16 protein-coding genes and 6 tRNA genes are annotated in these 16,491 nt (G+C 52.4%); 13 read left to right on the top strand and 9 right to left on the bottom strand.

Annotated features, from left to right (window positions below; all coding sequences use genetic code 11):
- The first annotated feature begins 38 nt into the window (after positions 1-38).
- The 3 genes from NLML1_RS03450 to NLML1_RS03440 are packed head-to-tail and all read left to right on the top strand — an operon-like array spanning position 39 to position 4,310.
- Complete coding sequence (locus NLML1_RS03450; protein ID WP_285441403.1) at positions 39-419, top strand: hypothetical protein; 381 nt, start codon at positions 39-41, stop codon at positions 417-419.
- A complete protein-coding gene (locus NLML1_RS03445) occupies positions 395-2,884 on the top strand; it encodes an AAA family ATPase (RefSeq protein ID WP_285441402.1) in 2,490 nt (829 codons plus the stop codon). The genes NLML1_RS03450 and NLML1_RS03445 overlap by 25 nt, the downstream gene beginning before the upstream one ends.
- Before the next feature lie 37 nt (positions 2,885-2,921).
- A complete protein-coding gene (locus NLML1_RS03440; RefSeq protein ID WP_285441401.1) occupies positions 2,922-4,310 on the top strand; it encodes a hypothetical protein in 1,389 nt (462 codons plus the stop codon).
- Between the two features lie 5 nt (positions 4,311-4,315).
- On the opposite strand, the gene NLML1_RS03435 is transcribed toward NLML1_RS03440, so the two are convergent.
- Both NLML1_RS03435 and NLML1_RS03430 read right to left on the bottom strand, forming a co-directional pair.
- Positions 4,316-4,392 (bottom strand) — tRNA-Arg (locus NLML1_RS03435).
- A 50-nt stretch (positions 4,393-4,442) separates the two neighbouring features.
- Positions 4,443-4,519: transfer RNA gene (locus NLML1_RS03430), tRNA-Arg, on the bottom strand.
- A gap of 47 nt (positions 4,520-4,566) precedes the next feature.
- On the opposite strand from NLML1_RS03430, the gene murB reads away from it, so the two are divergent.
- The 5 genes from murB to NLML1_RS03405 all read left to right on the top strand — a co-directional run bounded on the left by murB (position 4,567) and on the right by NLML1_RS03405 (position 7,857).
- The gene (gene murB, locus NLML1_RS03425) at positions 4,567-5,595 is read left to right on the top strand and encodes a UDP-N-acetylmuramate dehydrogenase (protein ID WP_285441400.1); all 1,029 of its coding nucleotides are present in this window, start codon (positions 4,567-4,569) and stop codon (positions 5,593-5,595) included.
- Between the two features lie 47 nt (positions 5,596-5,642).
- On the top strand, positions 5,643-6,230 hold the full coding sequence (locus NLML1_RS03420) for a type II secretion system protein (RefSeq protein WP_285441399.1): 588 nt from the start codon (positions 5,643-5,645) through the stop codon (positions 6,228-6,230).
- Complete coding sequence (locus NLML1_RS03415; RefSeq protein WP_162323576.1) at positions 6,200-6,613, top strand: type IV pilus modification PilV family protein; 414 nt, start codon at positions 6,200-6,202, stop codon at positions 6,611-6,613. Before NLML1_RS03420 ends, NLML1_RS03415 begins: the two co-directional genes overlap by 31 nt.
- On the top strand, positions 6,591-7,256 hold the full coding sequence (locus NLML1_RS03410; protein ID WP_285441398.1) for a PulJ/GspJ family protein: 666 nt from the start codon (positions 6,591-6,593) through the stop codon (positions 7,254-7,256). The genes NLML1_RS03415 and NLML1_RS03410 overlap by 23 nt, the downstream gene beginning before the upstream one ends.
- Positions 7,257-7,431: 175 nt before the next feature.
- A complete protein-coding gene (locus tag NLML1_RS03405; protein WP_138077486.1) occupies positions 7,432-7,857 on the top strand; it encodes a type IV pilin protein in 426 nt (141 codons plus the stop codon).
- An 89-nt stretch (positions 7,858-7,946) separates the two neighbouring features.
- On the opposite strand, the gene NLML1_RS03400 is transcribed toward NLML1_RS03405, so the two are convergent.
- Both NLML1_RS03400 and NLML1_RS03395 read right to left on the bottom strand, forming a co-directional pair.
- Positions 7,947-8,369, bottom strand: coding sequence for a type II secretion system protein (locus NLML1_RS03400; RefSeq protein WP_285441397.1), 423 nt, complete (start codon positions 8,367-8,369; stop codon positions 7,947-7,949).
- A 29-nt stretch (positions 8,370-8,398) separates the two neighbouring features.
- Complete coding sequence (locus NLML1_RS03395) at positions 8,399-9,670, bottom strand: serine hydroxymethyltransferase (protein ID WP_285441396.1); 1,272 nt, start codon at positions 9,668-9,670, stop codon at positions 8,399-8,401.
- Positions 9,671-9,737: 67 nt separating this feature from the next.
- On the opposite strand from NLML1_RS03395, the gene NLML1_RS03390 reads away from it, so the two are divergent.
- Positions 9,738-11,261, top strand: coding sequence for a helix-turn-helix domain-containing protein (locus tag NLML1_RS03390; protein WP_285441395.1), 1,524 nt, complete (start codon positions 9,738-9,740; stop codon positions 11,259-11,261).
- 24 nt (positions 11,262-11,285) lie between these two features.
- Here NLML1_RS03390 and NLML1_RS03385 read toward each other — a convergent pair whose 3' ends face one another.
- The gene (locus NLML1_RS03385) at positions 11,286-13,055 is read right to left on the bottom strand and encodes a glycogen/starch/alpha-glucan phosphorylase (protein ID WP_285441394.1); all 1,770 of its coding nucleotides are present in this window, start codon (positions 13,053-13,055) and stop codon (positions 11,286-11,288) included.
- 34 nt (positions 13,056-13,089) lie between these two features.
- Positions 13,090-13,164, bottom strand: a tRNA-Gly gene (locus NLML1_RS03380).
- Positions 13,165-13,207: 43 nt separating this feature from the next.
- On the opposite strand from NLML1_RS03380, the gene NLML1_RS03375 reads away from it, so the two are divergent.
- Both NLML1_RS03375 and NLML1_RS03370 read left to right on the top strand, forming a co-directional pair.
- A tRNA-Arg gene (locus tag NLML1_RS03375) sits at positions 13,208-13,284 on the top strand.
- Between the two features lie 22 nt (positions 13,285-13,306).
- The gene (locus NLML1_RS03370; protein ID WP_285441393.1) at positions 13,307-13,726 is read left to right on the top strand and encodes a hypothetical protein; all 420 of its coding nucleotides are present in this window, start codon (positions 13,307-13,309) and stop codon (positions 13,724-13,726) included.
- A 58-nt stretch (positions 13,727-13,784) separates the two neighbouring features.
- Here NLML1_RS03370 and NLML1_RS03365 read toward each other — a convergent pair.
- Together NLML1_RS03365 and NLML1_RS03360 are read right to left on the bottom strand one after the other, a co-directional pair.
- Positions 13,785-13,861 (bottom strand) — tRNA-Lys (locus NLML1_RS03365).
- Positions 13,862-13,934: 73 nt separating this feature from the next.
- A tRNA-His gene (locus NLML1_RS03360) sits at positions 13,935-14,011 on the bottom strand.
- A gap of 80 nt (positions 14,012-14,091) precedes the next feature.
- Here NLML1_RS03360 and NLML1_RS03355 point away from each other — a divergent pair.
- Positions 14,092-14,901, top strand: coding sequence for a bifunctional 5,10-methylenetetrahydrofolate dehydrogenase/5,10-methenyltetrahydrofolate cyclohydrolase (locus NLML1_RS03355; protein WP_285441392.1), 810 nt, complete (start codon positions 14,092-14,094; stop codon positions 14,899-14,901).
- 4 nt (positions 14,902-14,905) lie between these two features.
- Here the strand turns inward: NLML1_RS03355 and NLML1_RS03350 are convergent, their stop codons facing one another.
- Positions 14,906-15,277 (bottom strand): response regulator transcription factor, encoded by a 372-nt coding sequence (locus tag NLML1_RS03350; protein WP_162323568.1) that lies wholly within the window; start codon positions 15,275-15,277, stop codon positions 14,906-14,908.
- 58 nt (positions 15,278-15,335) lie between these two features.
- Here NLML1_RS03350 and NLML1_RS03345 point away from each other — a divergent pair, with 58 nt between their 5' ends.
- On the top strand, positions 15,336-16,490 hold the full coding sequence (locus NLML1_RS03345; protein WP_285441391.1) for a class I SAM-dependent methyltransferase: 1,155 nt from the start codon (positions 15,336-15,338) through the stop codon (positions 16,488-16,490).
- Position 16,491: the final 1 nt, after the last annotated feature.

The raw sequence follows: 16,491 nt of genomic DNA, 5'->3' as shown, positions 1-16,491 counted from the left end.
TATTATACCGCGCCCAAGCAGTGTGCTACAATAGAACTATGTTTTTGGTGGGTATTTTCCAGTGGTGGTATGGCGCAGGCTGGCGGCGGCATATGCAGCGCGTTGGTCTCGGTGTGCTGCGGACGGCCGATTTTTTCTCAATCGGTTTGTTGGTGCGGACGCTGTTCGATCCATTTCGCCAAATTTCCGCAGGGCAAGTTCGTGCTCAGGCGCCGCTTGCTGTCAAGATGCAGGCCTTTTTCGACCGGCTGTTCTCGCGGGCAGTTGGTGCGGTGGTGCGGCTTCTGGTGCTGTTTGCGGGGCTGGTAGTTATCAGCCTGCGGGCGGTGTGGGCGGTCGGCAGTATCGTTGTCTGGGCGCTACTACCCTTGACGCCGGTGGTGGGAATTATCTTGTGGCAGATGGGGGTTTTGGCGTGAACGAGGTGCGGCCAGAGTTTCGCTATCACAGCCTGCGGGCGCAAAAGGCGCGGTTCACGGCGCGGTTTGGTACGGTTTGGCATGTGTTGGTGGTGCTCGTCGCTGTTGCATTGGGTCTGGGCGGCGTTTGGCTATTGATCAAGCACGGGCCGATTGGCTGGTTGATGATTGGTCTGGTGGGGCCGCTAGCGATGCTCAGCGTGTGGTGGCAGGGCGATCTCAAGACGATGGCGGTGAGTCCGCGAGCGGAGACGATTGATGATGTGATGGCAGCGGATGTGCTGGGCCGCCTGAGTCAGCGACCGACGCCAAAAGAGATCGCGCTGGCGGTTGGTCAGTCGCGGGCCGGGCAATTCCTCGGAGTGCGGCTGGGCCTCACGCCGAACTTTTTAACAAATATTGCCTCAGATAATCCAAATGATACAGCAGCTTTGTGGCAGTCAGCACTGCGAATTTGGCGTGACACCAATAGTCCAAAAGTAACGGGTGCGGTGTTAGCAGCAGCGATTGTTGAGCAATTTCCGAATCATGACGCTCTGCTAGCAAATCTAAAAATTGATTTTCGTGATGTGCTGGGTGGCATTATGTGGTATGAGCGCCTCAAGTCGTTGATCGAGCAGTTCAAGCAAAAGCCGCTTCACACCGGTGGTATCGCTCGTGATTGGTCGTTTGGCTATACGCCGCTCTTGAGCCGGTTTGCCCAGAACCTCAGCCTGCAGGTATCGGGCGGGACGATGATCGCGCAGCTAGACGCTCATCAGGCAGCGCTGGAGCAGCTAATGACAATTTTTGGCTCGAACGGCCGACAGAATGCAGTGCTGGTCGGGCTCGATGGGGCTGGCAAAAGTACGGTCGTGGCGGCGTTTGCCGAGATGCTCATCGATGGGCACAAAACCGTGCCGTCATCACTGCTCTATCGGCAGATTTTCCTCTTGGACGCCTCGTCGTTGATCTCGGCGGCAGCCGGTCGGGGCGAGCTGGAAGGACTGGTGACGCAGATTCTCAACGAAGCATTTTTATCAAAGAATGTGATTCTGTGCCTCGATAATGCCCAGCTGTTTTTCGAGGAGGGTGTCGGTTCGGTTGATCTGAGTAATTTGCTACTGCCGATTCTGGAGGCGGGCAGGCTGCGGATTATCCTCACCATGGATAGTCAGCGCTACTTGCAGATTTCTCAGCGCAATGCCCAGCTGGCGACGGCGCTCAATACCATCGTTATCGAGCCGTCATCACCTGAGGAGACGGTGCGGATTATGCGCGATCAGCTGCTTGGTCTTGAACATCGCCATAAAGTGACCTACATGTATCAAGCCATCGCCGAAGCCTACCGTGTCGGCGAGCGCTACGTCCAAGACGTGGCGATGCCAGGTCGGGCGCTCAAGGTGCTGGAGGCGGCAGCCCACTATGCGTCGTCCGGTCTGGTGACGGCCCAGTCGGTTGATGACGCGGTCGAAAAAACCATGGGCATCAAGATCGCGACCGCCTCGACTGACGATGAACGAGAGAAGCTTTTGAACCTCGAAGACCTGATCCATCAACGGATGATCAATCAAACGCGTGCCGTTAGCGTCATCTCTGATGCGATTCGGCGAGCGCGCGCCGGTGTGCGCAATCCTGATCGGCCGATTGGTACGTTTCTGTTCCTTGGCCCAACTGGTGTCGGTAAAACTGAGCTGTCCAAAGCGCTGGCGGATATCTACTTTGGTGGCGAGGGCAACCTCATCCGGCTGGATCTCAACGAGTTTGTCCGGGCCGAGGACGTGGCGCGGCTGATCGCTGATGGGGCGAATGATCCGATGAGTCTGACCGCCCAGGTGCAGAAGCGACCATTCTCGGTGGTACTGCTTGATGAAATTGAAAAGGCTCATCCACAGGTGCTCACGACGCTTTTGCAGTTACTGGACGAGGGAATTTTACGCGACGAGAAAAACCGCGACATTAGTTTTCGTGACGCCATCGTCATCGCCACGTCAAATGCTGGTGCTGAGAGAATTCGCGAATACATCGAGCGTGGCTACCAACTGGAGCAGTTTGAACAAACATTTATCAACGAGCTGATTAATACCAATCTATTTCGTCCGGAATTCTTGAACCGCTTTGATGAAATCGTGCTATTTCGTCCCTTGGGTAAAGAAGAGCTGCTACAGGTCGTTGATCTCATTTTGGCTGGTATCAATCGAACGCTGGCGCCACAAAAAATCCAAGTCACTGTCGAAGAGGCGGGTAAAAAATTACTGGTCGATGCTGGCTACGACCCGCGCCTCGGTGCTCGTCCGATGCGCCGCGTGGTGCAGCGAGCCGTCGAGAATACCGTCGCTAAACAATTGTTGGCTGGCACCGTCGCGCCGGGCTCAACGACGATTATCACGGCGGAGCAGATACGAGCGGTGGTCGGCGAGGCGGCTAATGGTAGCAGTATGGTGTCCCCAGGCCCGGGCGCGCCACCGATGTCGCTTGAACAGTAGGGTTGCAAGTATATTTGTATTATTGTATAATAGCTACGTGGCTAAGAGTAGTATGGAGTTTCCCGGTCGTGGAAATGAGATTAAAAAGCAGTCACCTCATTCAATTGAGGGGCTTGTGGAGGGTGGTTTTATTGATGAAAGTGGGCAACTAACCCAGCGGACACGTCGTGCCATACCGCGAGGGAGCGTGGAGATATTAACACCTATTAAGGTGCTAGAGGATGGAGAATTGGTTGACCCGAAGCTTTCAAGAGAGGTGCAGGACTCCTGTTTTGTTATCGCGGACGGGGTAATTGTAGGGGGGTGTTTTCTTGATCTCCCCGGGTCTGAGAGGGTTGAATATAACGGCCGCATCTCCAGCCAGGGCTTTGTTACCATATGCCAAGATCCTATGCTCGTGAATATCGTCGAGCAACTTGAAGATATAGCTCGGGAAGATCGACATACTAGGCTAACACTACGGGATATGGGTACTCTCGGACTTGGCGGCTTTGTCGCTGGTGGAGGTATGTCATGGCTAGGTTCTGGCGAGCCATTTCTGACGACAGCTGGGACTGTTGTGGGTGGTGCGGTTGGGTCGATTGGCTTTCGACTGACTGAAAGAAAATGGCTTGAGGGGCAGGTAGAACAACTTAGTCGGGTAATACATGAATGCCCCGACAACATTACCATTAACCTCGACCTTATTGACAAGGCGCGAGCGAGCAAGCCGTCACCGGTGGTATCTAGTCTGCAGTGGTTTTGGGAGACGAGCAGAGTCGACCCTAACTTTAGATTTGATGCACAGATAATAACTATCAATGATATTATTCGGTTTATATTTAGAGATCCGCGATATAACTCGGACGCCCTTATGTTTGCCAAGAAGTGCCAAGAGTGCCAACAAGAGTATGACGCAATACAGCGTGAGCGAGCCGCACTGGAAGTTCGTACTAGCATGGGCATAAAAACTAACGATGGTCAATTGGACGCGCGTGAGAGTCATACTGATGAATATTTGGCGGACTGTTTCTTGCAGCTGTTCGATGGTGTGAAAGAGACACACGACCGACTAGAGCGGGAAGAACAGCAACGACAATCGCGGCGCGAGTTTGATGCCACGATAGAGCGCCTCACGACCGTTACCGAAGAAGAAATTAAGTGTCAATCAGCGAAAGTATTTCATGATGAGTTGATGCGGTCTCTGAGCGGAGAAACGCTGATAGGTTTTAGTGGAGGCGAACAAGGCGTCTATACACCAGCAATAATATGGGCAATGGACTTCATCCATAAATTACCGCGGATGATAACCTCTAGCCTATCGGTATATGAGGCATATGATCATTTTCAAGGTAAAATCAAAGTCATGACAGACGGCAAGTTGACATTGCCAACAACTGAGGAATTCCAACAAAAATACCCCGTTATCGACCAGGGTATCGTCTAGTATAGTGGTACCCCGCACAGGAATCGAACCTGCAACCTTTGGTACCGGAAACCAACGCTCTATCCAGTTGAGCTAACGGGGCATACTAACGCGCTGATAGGAAAAGGTCCGGTAGGAATAGCGCGGAGTTCATGGTACACCCGGCAAGATTCGAACTTGCGACCCCTTGGTTCGAAGCCAAGTACTCTAATCCGCTGAGCTACGGGTGCACACGAGGGTATTATACCACGCACCGTGCCTAAATAGAAATGATATAATGGATCACATGGAGATACGAACAGAGATTCCGTTGCAACAATATACGACGATGCGCCTCGGCGGCACAGCACGCTTTATGGCATCGGCGACGTCGGTGAATGAGGTTAGAGAGCTATATAACAGTGCCAAGGTGCAGGGTATCCCAATTTTTGTCTTGGGTGGCGGTAGTAATGTCATCGCTCGCGATGAAGGGTTTGAGGGGGCGGTGTTGCTCAATCGGATCAAGGGATTTGCAGTGCTGACTGATGATGGCCAGACAGCAACGATCAAGGTTGGTGCGGGTGAAATATGGGACGAGGTGGTTAAGCGTACGGTGGCCATGGGCCTGAGCGGCATTGAGGCGATGTCGGCCATCCCTGGTACAGCCGGCGCTGCGCCGGTGCAAAATGTCGGGGCGTATGGCCAGGAAGTTGCTGATGTGCTCACTGAGCTAGAGGCGTACGATTCGCTGGCTGACCGGGTGGTGACCTTAGACGCAGCGGAGTGCGGGTTTTCGTATCGGCATAGTATTTTTCGCGGTGAAGCGAGCGGCCGCTACTGCATTCTCTCGATTATCATCAAGCTCCATCACGCAGCGCCAAAACCGCCGTTCTATGCCGGCTTACAGCGGTATTTGACCGACATGAACATCACGACCTTTACGCCGCAGGTGATCCGCGACGCGGTGATGGCAATTCGGTTTGATAAGTTACCTGATCCGACTGAGCGGCCTAATGCTGGTTCATTCTTCAAGAACGCACTGATTGAATCATGGCAGCTAAGCGAACTTCGTGAACAGTATCCAGATGTCCCATGCTATGACATGCCGGATGGCCGACACAAGGTGCCGACGGGCTGGCTGATTGAACAGGCTGGACTCAAGGGGGCACTGCTACACGGTATGCGGGTGCACGACAAGAACGCACTGGTACTGATCAATGAGTCGGCGACTAGCTATCACGATCTGGCGGCGGCACGTGACGCCATTATCCAGGCAGTCTACGATAAGTTCCACATCCAGATCCAGCAAGAACCGTTAGAAATTTGAGTGCCAAAACGCTTGCGCTTATGCATATTTCCGAGTATGATGGGGGTATGAAGGGACGGGGGTTTACGCTAGTCGAGCTGATCATTGCTATTGCCGTCATGGCGATTTTGCTGGTGCTCGCGACATTGAGTTTTCGTAATTATCAGGCGGCGGCACGCGATAAGGAGCGTGAGGCTGATGTGCTGGCCTTGCAGAACTACCTCGAGAGCGTCTATCCGCGGGAAATTCGTGACAGCGCCGGTAACGTCATCAAGCCTGCCGGCGGCTACCCAGCGTACGTTTCCGGGGCTAGCGGCGCTGGCAAGATGACTGCGGCGCAGTTTGCGGCGGCGTTTGACGAACTGGGTGGTGCCGCCAAGACTGGTCCACTGGATCGAGAACGCCTCATTTCGGCGATTAACGGTACATTCGGTGTCAATCCGATCGCTAACGTGGGTCAGCTGCTTGCCAAAAAAGATGATTACGAAAACACCAAGATCACTAACTATCCAAATGGTGCGTACATCTACGTTGCCGGCGCTAAGGATGGTGTATGTGATGAGGCGGGCGCGGCTTGTCGGCGCTATACGATTTTTTATCATTTAGAAACAAAGGAGCCGGGTAAATGGCAAGTACTCAACAGCAAACGTCTCTAAAGCATGCGGGCGGTTTCACCGTTGTCGAACTGATGATCACCTTGATTATTGCCGGGATCTTTTTAATGAGTGGCTACCAGCTGTACGGGGCGGTATTGGCACGTAATACCGAGGCTCGCCGCACCTCAGAAGCTGCCAATCTCGGCTACGGCATCCTACGTGAACGTGGCTTGTATAAAACAGTATCTGAGGTTTGTGGCAGCGGTGCGGTCAAGACTGAACACGTGACACCACCGACCACGCCAACATTGCCGGATCCAGTACGTGCTCGAGTCGAATATTGTAAAGTGCCAAACAGCATCGCGGTCATTCGTGTTGCGGTAATTATTACTTATGGAACGCCAGCGCAGGAGGTGGTGCATGCGACGTACATTTCGGGCTAATTCTAACCGACGGCAGCACAGCCAGGGCTTTACGCTGATCGAGATCTTGGCGATTGCGCCAGTCATTATTTTGGTGCTGGCGGGTATTATTGGCCTAATCATCAATCTCACTGGCTCGTCAATGGTCACCAGTGCCAAGTCACAACTACAGAGTGATGTGCTAACGGCACTTGATCGAATTGAGGCGGATGTGCGGCTCAGTACCACGCTTGAGGGAACAACGTCCTCGTATGTGCGTATACATAGTCTCGCTACCAGCGAAAACCCCTATAGTTCGACGCGGCGCCTGATCCAAAAAAGTGATTGCGGCGTGGCGTGGGGGGCGGTTGCTATCGCTGATGCCAAGACCTATACCACTGAGTATTTCCAGAGTGGCTCGGAACTCAAGCGCAAGACGATGTACGATGGCTCATGTCCGAGCGCCACCGACCGTATCTGGCAGTTGGACGGGGCAGTCGAAACGATCATCGATACCAGTACGGTGCTTAATTTCAATGTTTGCAAGATCAACGACGGTACACTTAAAGTCAGTCTCGGGGTAACCAAGACGGTTGCGGGTCAGAATATCGAATATTCCAGTCAGCGCTTCGTCAAGTCAATCAATGTTCCTGTAAACGGCACTGCCGGCGCCTCGTGTCCATAGTGGGTTCGGGCAGGTTTCGAGATTAAGCGCTCTGGGCGAGATACACCACCCCCTGTTTTCGCAGGCTATAGGGGCCGAATCAGGGAATTATTCATAAAATGCTTGCGCTTTTATAATCGCTTTGCTACAATCAAGTTACAATAATAACTAACTAAAAATAGGGGGCAAATCAGAAATGATTTCTTCAAACAAAACTAAAGGTTTCACATTGGTTGAGCTCTTGATCGTTATCGTGGTCATCGCTATCTTGGCTGCTATTTCGATTGTGGCGTACAATGGTGTGACAAATAAGGCTCGGGATGATGAGCGTGCAACCGATGCGCGTAACATTATTAACGCAGCAGCTGCATATAATTCTGAAAAGGATAAGTGGCCAACGGATACCGAAATCAAGGGATTTGATACGATTAAGCTATCAAAGAATGCGAAGGATAATATAGGCAACACTGCCCCAGGTCCAAACGATAAGGGCAAGTACAAATACGAACTTTGTCAGGACTCAAACAATAACAACACCGGTGCTAAAGTTACCTACTGGAAAGATATTATCGAAGGAAGTGCTCAGCACGAGCAGGTGATTACTACTGGTAGCAACTGCTAGTAAGCTTACTGTAGTATTATTACACTAAAGCCCCGGAATTACCGGGGCTTTTTATACGAGCAGCATAACAGTTTGTTTGTCTCTTTGTTTTAACAACCGCTACCGCTACTGACTATCTTCTCGTGAGCTTCGTGTCCATCAATAGCTTCTTTCCAGTAGGTAACTTTTGCTCCGGTAACGTTTGGAGCAGTTCCGCACAACTCGTATAGATACTTGCTTTTATCGGTTGGACTTGGTGCGGTAGTTCCGAGGCGACTTTTTACCTGGTCAGGTAACCTAATCGTATTAAATGACCCCAGCTCTGCTATTGTCGGCCAGTGGCCTTTTTCTGAGTTGTACACGGCGGCAGCATTGATGATGTCGCGTGCGCTGGCTAACCTCTCGCTATCCCGAGCTTTGTTGGATACACCATTGTACGCTGCTATCGAAATAGCAGCCAAGATAGCGATGACCACGATAACGATCAAGAGCTCAACCAATGTGAAACCTTTAGTTTTGTTTGAAGAAACCATTTCTGATTTGCCCCCCAAGTTATTTAGTATTAGTTATATGGTAGCGGAAAACGCGCCGCAAGACTAGTAGTTTGCTGCTTAATTTTTGCGTATTCTGCCGGGTCCTCTGCGGTTATCGCTGTGATAATCCACTTGGCAATCTGTTTGACTTCCGCCTCCGTCATGCCGCGTGTTGTTACCGCTGGCGTGCCGAGGCGCAGGCCGCTTGGACGGAATGGCGGCAGGGTATCGTTCGGGATGGCGTTGGCGTTGGCGGTGATGCCGCTGGCCTCTAGCCGCTCCTGAGCAATTTTACCATCAATGCCGAAGCTGCCATAGATATCTGCCAACACTAGATGGTTGCTGGTGCCACCTGTTACCAATTTCAGGCCGCCGCGCTTTAATTCATCTGCCAGAACGGCTGCATTCTTTACGATTTGCTGGGCGTATTCCGTGAACTCTGGGCGTAGCGCCTCGCCAAAGGCGACTGCTTTGGCAGCGATGGTGTGCATGTGCGGGCCACCTTGAGTGCCAGGGAAGACCGCCCGGTCAATCAGTGTTGGCAAGTTTTCCAAAGTTTTTTCTGGTCGCTTCAAAGGATTGCCGACCACACCTTTTGACAAAATCAAGCCGCCACGCGGACCGCGCAAGGTTTTGTGTGTGGTAGTGGTGATAATATGAAAGCCGTAGTCAAACGGATTTTTAGCCACGCCACCAACGATTAATCCAGCGATGTGGCTCATATCCGCCATCAACATAGCGCCAACTTCGTTGCCAATCTCGGCAAACTTGGCGTAATCCAGCTCGCGCGGATAGGCCGAGAAGCCGGCCAAAATAATCTTTGGCCGATGTTTTAGCGCCAAGCGGCGAATTTCTTCATAGTCAATTTCACCAGTCTCGACATCCTTGATGCCGTAGCGAATAAAAGTATACTCGCGGGCCGAGCGAGTCACCGGTGCACCATGTGTTAAGTGGCCGCCGTGTGCCAAATCCATCGCCAAAATGGTATCGCCCGGCTCGCACCACGCATAATACACCGCCTCATTCGCCTGGGCGCCGGAGTGCGGCTGGACATTGGCGTGATCAGCGCCGAATAGCTTTTTAGCGCGGTCAATCGCCAGTTGCTCAATTTGGTCGGTATTGTCCTGCCCGCCATAGTAGCGCCGGCCTGGATAGCCCTCAGAATATTTGTTGGTAAAGATGCTACCCAGCGCTTTGAGTACACTAGTTGAAACGTAATTTTCGCTTGGGATCAGCTCAATCCCCCGTTGTTGTCGTTTTATTTCTGCCGCAATTAAATCGGCGACCTGTGTATCTTGCATAACACTCCCTCCTTTTCCTTTATTATAGCACTTTACATCATATATCATGTGTGATATATTGTGCATTATGAGCATGAATAACTATCTCCAAAAAATCGGCGTTATTATCAATGAAAATCGTAATCGTAAAGGCCTCACACAGACGCAACTAGCTGAGGCCATTGGTACATCACAAAGTGCCATCAATCGTATCGAGAACGGCGGTCAGAATATTAGTGTCGAGATGCTAATGAGGATTAGTGATGTGCTCAACTGTAACATCGTTACGCTCAATCACTCAGGCAAGATGAACTTTCGGGTGCATGGCGGTAAAAAACTTTCTGGTGATATATCGGTCAAAACGAGCAAGAATGCGGCCGTGGGGCTGCTCTGTGCCAGCTTGCTCAACAAGGGAAAAACGACGCTGCGTCATGTGGCGCGTATCGAGGAGGTTAACCGGATCCTTGAGGTGCTCAACTCGATTGGCGTTAAAACCCGTTGGCTGCGAAAGAACGACCTGGAGATTATACCACCGGCGCGGCTGAGGCTGGAGGATATGGATATCGCTGCTGCCAAGCGCACGCGTACTGTGATCATGTTCCTTGGCCCGCTGCTTCATCAATATCATGATTTTCAGTTGCCATTTGCCGGTGGCTGTAATCTCGGTAAGCGCACGGTGGAGCCACATCTGTCGGGCCTGAAGCATTTTGGGATGCGGGTGGACGCTGAGAGCGAATATTATCATGCGCGCGTCGAGCCGACGACTGGTGATCGGATAATTTTGTTGACTGAACGCGGCGACACGGTGACGGAAAACGTTATCATGGCGGCGGCGCTGTCACCAGACACCACCATCATCCGCAACGCCAGCCCAAACTACATGGTGCAGGATGTATGTTTCTTCTTGCAGAAATTGGGTGTGACCATCGAAGGAATTGGTACAACGACGTTGAAAATCACGGGCCGGTCGCATATCAATACAGCAGTTGATTATTATCCGTCTGAAGACCCGATCGAGGCGATGAGCTTTATCGCGGCGGCCGTGGTGACTGATTCAGAAATCACGGTGCGCCGGGCGCCAATTGAGTTTCTGGAAATTGAGCTAGCAACCTTGGCTGAAATGGGTTTGCAATATGAGTTAAGTGAGGAATACGCAGCCAACAATGGTCGTACTCGCCTGGTGGATATTACGCTGAAACACTCTAGGTTGATTGCACCAAAAGACAAGATTCACGCGCTGCCGTTTCCGGGGATTAATATGGATAATCTGCCGTTCTTGGGGCTGATTGCGACCGTCGCTAAAGGCCGGACATTGGTGCACGATTGGAGTTACGAGAACCGAGCGATTTATTTCACCGAGCTGAGTAAATTGAATGCGCAGATTGAACTGGTTGATCCGCACCGGGTGTATATCACCGGTCCAACAAGGTGGAAGCCCGCTGATGTCGTGGCACCGCCGGCGCTGCGGCCGTCGGTTGTGGTACTACTCGCCATGTTAGCGGCGCCGGGCGTGTCAATCTTGCGCGATGTGTATTCAATCAATCGCGGCTACGAGGAACTAGCGCAGCGGCTCAATTCACTGGGTGCAGAAATTGAAGTTATTACCGAGTAGTTACAGAGTGTTCTGCTATTGGCTCTATTTGGTTGTATGACGGGCGGGAAACAGAAACTTGAGATAATCTTTGAGCATCCGTGCACCCGATATAATCGGTAGATAGGCTATGAGCTGGCGATGAATGTGCTGCGTCAGCAAATCGTCACTGGCGACGATTTGTGCCGCCCGCCGCATATTAGCGTAGAGCGAGGTGGTCTCGTCCTCTGGACTTACACCGCTTACCTCGAGGCAGGCAATTGGTTTAATGTCGGCAACGCCGCCGTCGCTGGTAGAGATGAGTAGTTTGAGATTGGCAATGTCTTTTTCCCATGATGTGCCGCAGGCCTCGAGGCCAATGATCGGCACGTTGATAGCAACATCTGAGCCAATCGCCAGTGCTCGCCCCAGGGTCTCGTCGTAATCTTGAATGTAGTGGACACGCTCACGCAGGACAGGGTCGCTATCGACGAGTTTGAGGATGGTCAGGAGCTGCTGATACATGTCATGATCGCCCTGATGGACCTTGCCAGCAAGAATATAGTGAGCGTTGCTATCGAGCAAAATCTGCTTGAGCACTTCCGGACGCTCAAATGCCAGGTGTGGTCGCTTGTAATTGGCGAATCGCCGTTTGAAGTCGAACACCAGAGCGTCTTCGGGCAGGTGAACTGGGTTGTTGTATTGGTCCTTGCGCTTTATAAGGACTCGGTTTAGCTCCAGCCGGCCTACGCGTTTGAGCGAGCGAATGGTGTTGGCGGGTAGCGTGGCGATTGCTTCTTGATACTGCTCTGTTGGCAAGCCAAATTTATCAAGGATGGTATGCTCACGATAAGTCTGCAGGATCTCCGGCAGCACCCATGTTTCCAGGTCAATGCCGTTGGTGATGGCGTGGAATTTGACTTTGTCGTTGTTGCGGTCGCGGAAATTTGCCACTCGTGCGTGCAGTTTACTGACGCCATTTTTAGCTTCGGTTAGCTCAATTGCCAGCAAGTTTGGCCGCAAGCGGTCATCCTGAAATTGCTCCATCAGCCAGCAGCGCACGGCGTTGCTTTTGAGGTTTGGCAGTACCAATTTTTCAAATTGCGAGCGGTGGAATTCTGGTTCAGCTGCCTGGAGTAGGGTGTGGTTGGTGTAGAGTGTGTGTTTGCGTACGTAAACGATTGCTTCGTACAAGTTCATGCCATTGGCGCATAGTTCATCCAGTCGAGCCAACGCCGCAAAAATTGTTGCGGTTTCGTTGAGCTGGATGACAGCTGGTTTGATGCCGAGCAGTTTCAAGGCTTTATAGCCGCCAAATCCAAGGGCCACCTCTTGGTACAGCCGGTGATCGCCCGAGCCTTCACCTTCGTACAACTGCCCAAAGTTTGGCTCTGAGATGGTAACAAATTGCGTCGAGCCAAGTGTCTTGCGAAAGATGCTGAGGCTAGCATCAGGAAAGCCGGCGGAGCTAACCGAAACCTCATCAATATAATGAAAGCCATACTCCTGGGGTGAGACCTTCTCAACGTATTCAGTCTGTGCGAGGTCGGTAATTTTTTGGTGTGACTCACTGCGGTAAAACGGTGTCACTACCACAAATGGTACCTCTAGCTTTTCGGCCACCCGCCGCGTGTCTGCCGCCAATACGCCCAAGCCGCCACCGCCTTTGATGCCGTTGGCTTTGTCATAAATTTCCATTGTCCAGTAAACGTATGGCCGCGACTCAGACAGTTGATGTGTTAGGCTGCTGCGCTCAATCACGTCATAAAATTCGGATGCGTCTTCGATGTCCTGTGGCTGGTATGGTGATGTGTTTGTGTATGAATATGGATCCATGATGCCCTTTTTGCGGATTGAAATTATCTGACATTGGTGCGGGTGGGGAGAATCGAACTCCCATCTCAAGTTTGGAAAACTTGCATACTAGCCGCTGTACTACACCCGCGAGCTTGCACTATTGTACCAGAAAGATGCTATAATGTGAACATGCCCTGATAGCTCAGCTGGATAGAGCAGAGGACTTCTAAGCCTAAGGTCGTAGGTTCGAATCCTACTCGGGGCGCCAGGAATGATCGAAGGAGGGTCATATGGATGCTAGTGGTAAACCGCGAATGTCGCGTCGGTTGGTTCAGCGGTTAATGGCGCATCGGCCACGGACGCAGCCAGCGTTTGGTAATACCGGTCGAAGTCGTCGAGTGAGCGACCGTAACTGTGATCGTCAGCGGATCGGGAATTATCAGTCATCAGCGCTGGGTGCGCGCGGCTATGTACCATCAGCAAGCACCGACGAGACGGCGGAAGACTATGATACGACTAGCGACGTTCCGCTCTCTAATCGCACCTTTGTGGGCAATCCGCTGCGCCAAGCAGAGCCGTCGTCGCCATCACAAAATGTCCCAGGCGGCGCACCGCTGGGCGGTCCAACCGGTGGTAATAATACCACTCGCTCACAACCATCACCTCGATTTCAAGAGCCGCCTTCGCGTGGCCATGATCCATTTTTATAAACAGTATGATTTACCAGGCATACTAAAACCCCAGGCAAACTGGGGTTTAATCATTCCTTGGAGGGCCAGGAGGGGCTCGAACCCTCGACACCCTGCTTAAGAGGCAGGTGCTCTAACCAGCTGAGCTACTGGCCCAATCAGTCCGGATTATAGCATAATGAGCGGTAAAGGTAAACATAACGCCGCACCTTTTGCTACGGACAATGCTTGGGGCGAATGATGGGGCTCGAACCCACGGCCTCCGGAGCCACAATCCAGCGCTCTAACCAACTGAGCTACATCCGCCAAGCTTCCCGATTATACCACAGGCGGCTACCATCCTCAAGGCGCTCGACGCGCCCATGCTGATTTGCTACAATCAAACAATGAAATCTCTCAATGGTGCAGAACTCGCGTCGTTTATTAAGCAACGTCAGGCCAAGCAAGTGCGCATGCTCCGTCAAGCGCACCACATTCAGCCGCGCCTCGCCATCGTCACCGATTCGGACAATCCAGTCATCGCCACCTACATGCGCCTCAAGCAGCGCTACGGTGCGGATATTTTGATTGAGGTAGAAATTTGTCGGGTGGCGACTCGTCAGCTGGCGGAGACAATCACGGCGCTAAACCAACGCGATGATGTCCAGGGAATTATCGTCCAGCTGCCGCTCGCCGAGCCAGAGCAGACCGATCAAATTGTGCGGCTGGTGGCACCGGAAAAAGACGTCGATGGCCTTAATTCTGAGCGAACGCTGTTTGACCCGGCGACACCGATGGCCATCAATTGGCTGTTAGCGGGCTATAGTGTGGAGCTGGCTGGTAAAAGGTTGGCTATTGTCGGGCGTGGGCGGCTAGTTGGCGCGCCGCTGGAGCGGATGTGGCGAGCATCGGGACTGGACGTAACGGTATTTAGTCGGGGTGATGATTTATCGCGACTACACGAATATGACGTCATCGTCACGGCAACCGGCGTGGCAGGGCTGATTCAGCCAAATATGATCCGGCCTGGTGCGGTGGTGGTTGACGCAGGAACCGCCTCGGAGGATGGCAAGATTGTTGGTGACGTGGCACCGGCGAATCGGACGCGCACCGACATTCACTTGACGCCAGAAAAAGGCGGCGTCGGCCCGCTGACGGTGAGCGCGTTGTTTGATAATGTAATTACGGCGTGTCTGCGCCGGGTCAATATCCGGTAGAAACTCACGGCTTTGTAATGACTGATTTGACCTGGGCGACAACTTGGCGCGGGGTGAGATTGGCCTTGACGATGTAGCCTTGGATACCGAGTGAACGCATCTCGCGCGGAGCTTCTTCTTCGCCGAGGTTGGTCAGCACGATAACCGGTATGGTCTTGCCCCACGCGTGTGAGCGAATACGCCGCAAGGCTTCGGCCCCATCCATCTCTGGCATCTGGATATCAAGCAAAATGACATCTGGACGAAACGATTCGACAAGCGCCACGCCAATCGTACCATTACTCGCTAGCCGCACGTCAAACCCGTCCGCCTCGAACTTCATTCGGTACATCTGACTGATTGTCGCGTCATCTTCGATGATAGCAATTTTAACCATAATTGTATTATAGCAGGCAGTGGTGTATTGTAAAACTAGCATTACAAAGGTGGGCAAAGTGACAATAAAGCAGCGTGAAAGCATAACTATTCAGCCAGATCGTTATGGCTGGGTCGAGGTGTCAGAACGCGGGGCGGAACTTAAGATGGATCAGTGGCGGATTCATCCAGTGCCAACGTGTGACCGATACCAGACGTCATCACACGAGAGGATAACAGCGGAGCTGGAAGCATTGGCTGATATGGGCTTTAATGGTGAGACTGATTTAACGGCGGCAATTAAACGCCAGCGAATAGCGATTGATTATACAAATTTAGCGACATGTGAATTGATCGCTCGGGTTCCTGGCGTTGAGAATTGGCTGGAACTGATACCGACGGCGTCAGCACTGGCCTTGTTGTATGATCCGAACACCAAGCAATTAGCGAATGGCAAGCCGGTCTCGCCAGTGGTGCGCGACTGGGCCTGTAATATTTTGGATGCGCACGGTATTCGCAGTCGCGGTGAAATTGTTCAGGATATTCTTGCCAGGCACGTTATTGATCAAGTGTCTCTGGGCGCCGCAGAGCAGCAATGGGTTAGCTTAGCTTGCGGCGCTGCTCAGCCAGTTTGTCATGCGCTCCGGCACATCAAAGAGAGCGGCAACCCTACGCCGCGCGTCACACTGGTTGATCTTGACCGGTCGGCGCTCAAGGCCGCGCAAACGTATGCCCAGACAATGGAAGTCAGGCAGTTTACCAACGTTCGCTGTATGAATATTCTGCGCCCTCAGGGTGTAGTCTCGCCTGCGGTAGATGCACAAACCAACGTGGCAGCTCGAGCACTGCGGCGACGGGTTGGCCTTGAGAGTGCCGCATATGATGCAGTCGATGCCGTTGGAATTTTGGAATATGTGCCCGAGGTGATTTCAGATGAAAGTCCGACGGCGCTGCAGGTTAATGCCGCAACTTTTCTAGCTCATGCTGCTCAACTGGTGAAACCTGGCGGGCTGCTGCTAGTCGGCAATATGCGTGATACGCATCCGCAGCTGGGCTTTACGCTCAATGTCGTGCAGTGGCCGCATATCCAGCCTCGGTCAATCGAAACAATGCAGCGGATCGCGGGGGCAGCGGGTCTGGGTGATTGGCGGGTCGATGTATATTGTCCTGATGATGGTGTCTATGCACTGTATGCTATGCGTAGACCAAAGGTTGGTGGTACACTAGAAATATGAC

It is taken from the genome of Candidatus Nanosynbacter lyticus (assembly GCF_030253515.1).
GTDB classification, from domain to species: domain Bacteria; phylum Patescibacteriota; class Saccharimonadia; order Saccharimonadales; family Saccharimonadaceae; genus Nanosynbacter; species Nanosynbacter lyticus_A.
The sequence above is the reverse complement of the archived record's forward strand: the minus strand, read 5'-3'. Positions and strand labels throughout refer to the sequence as shown.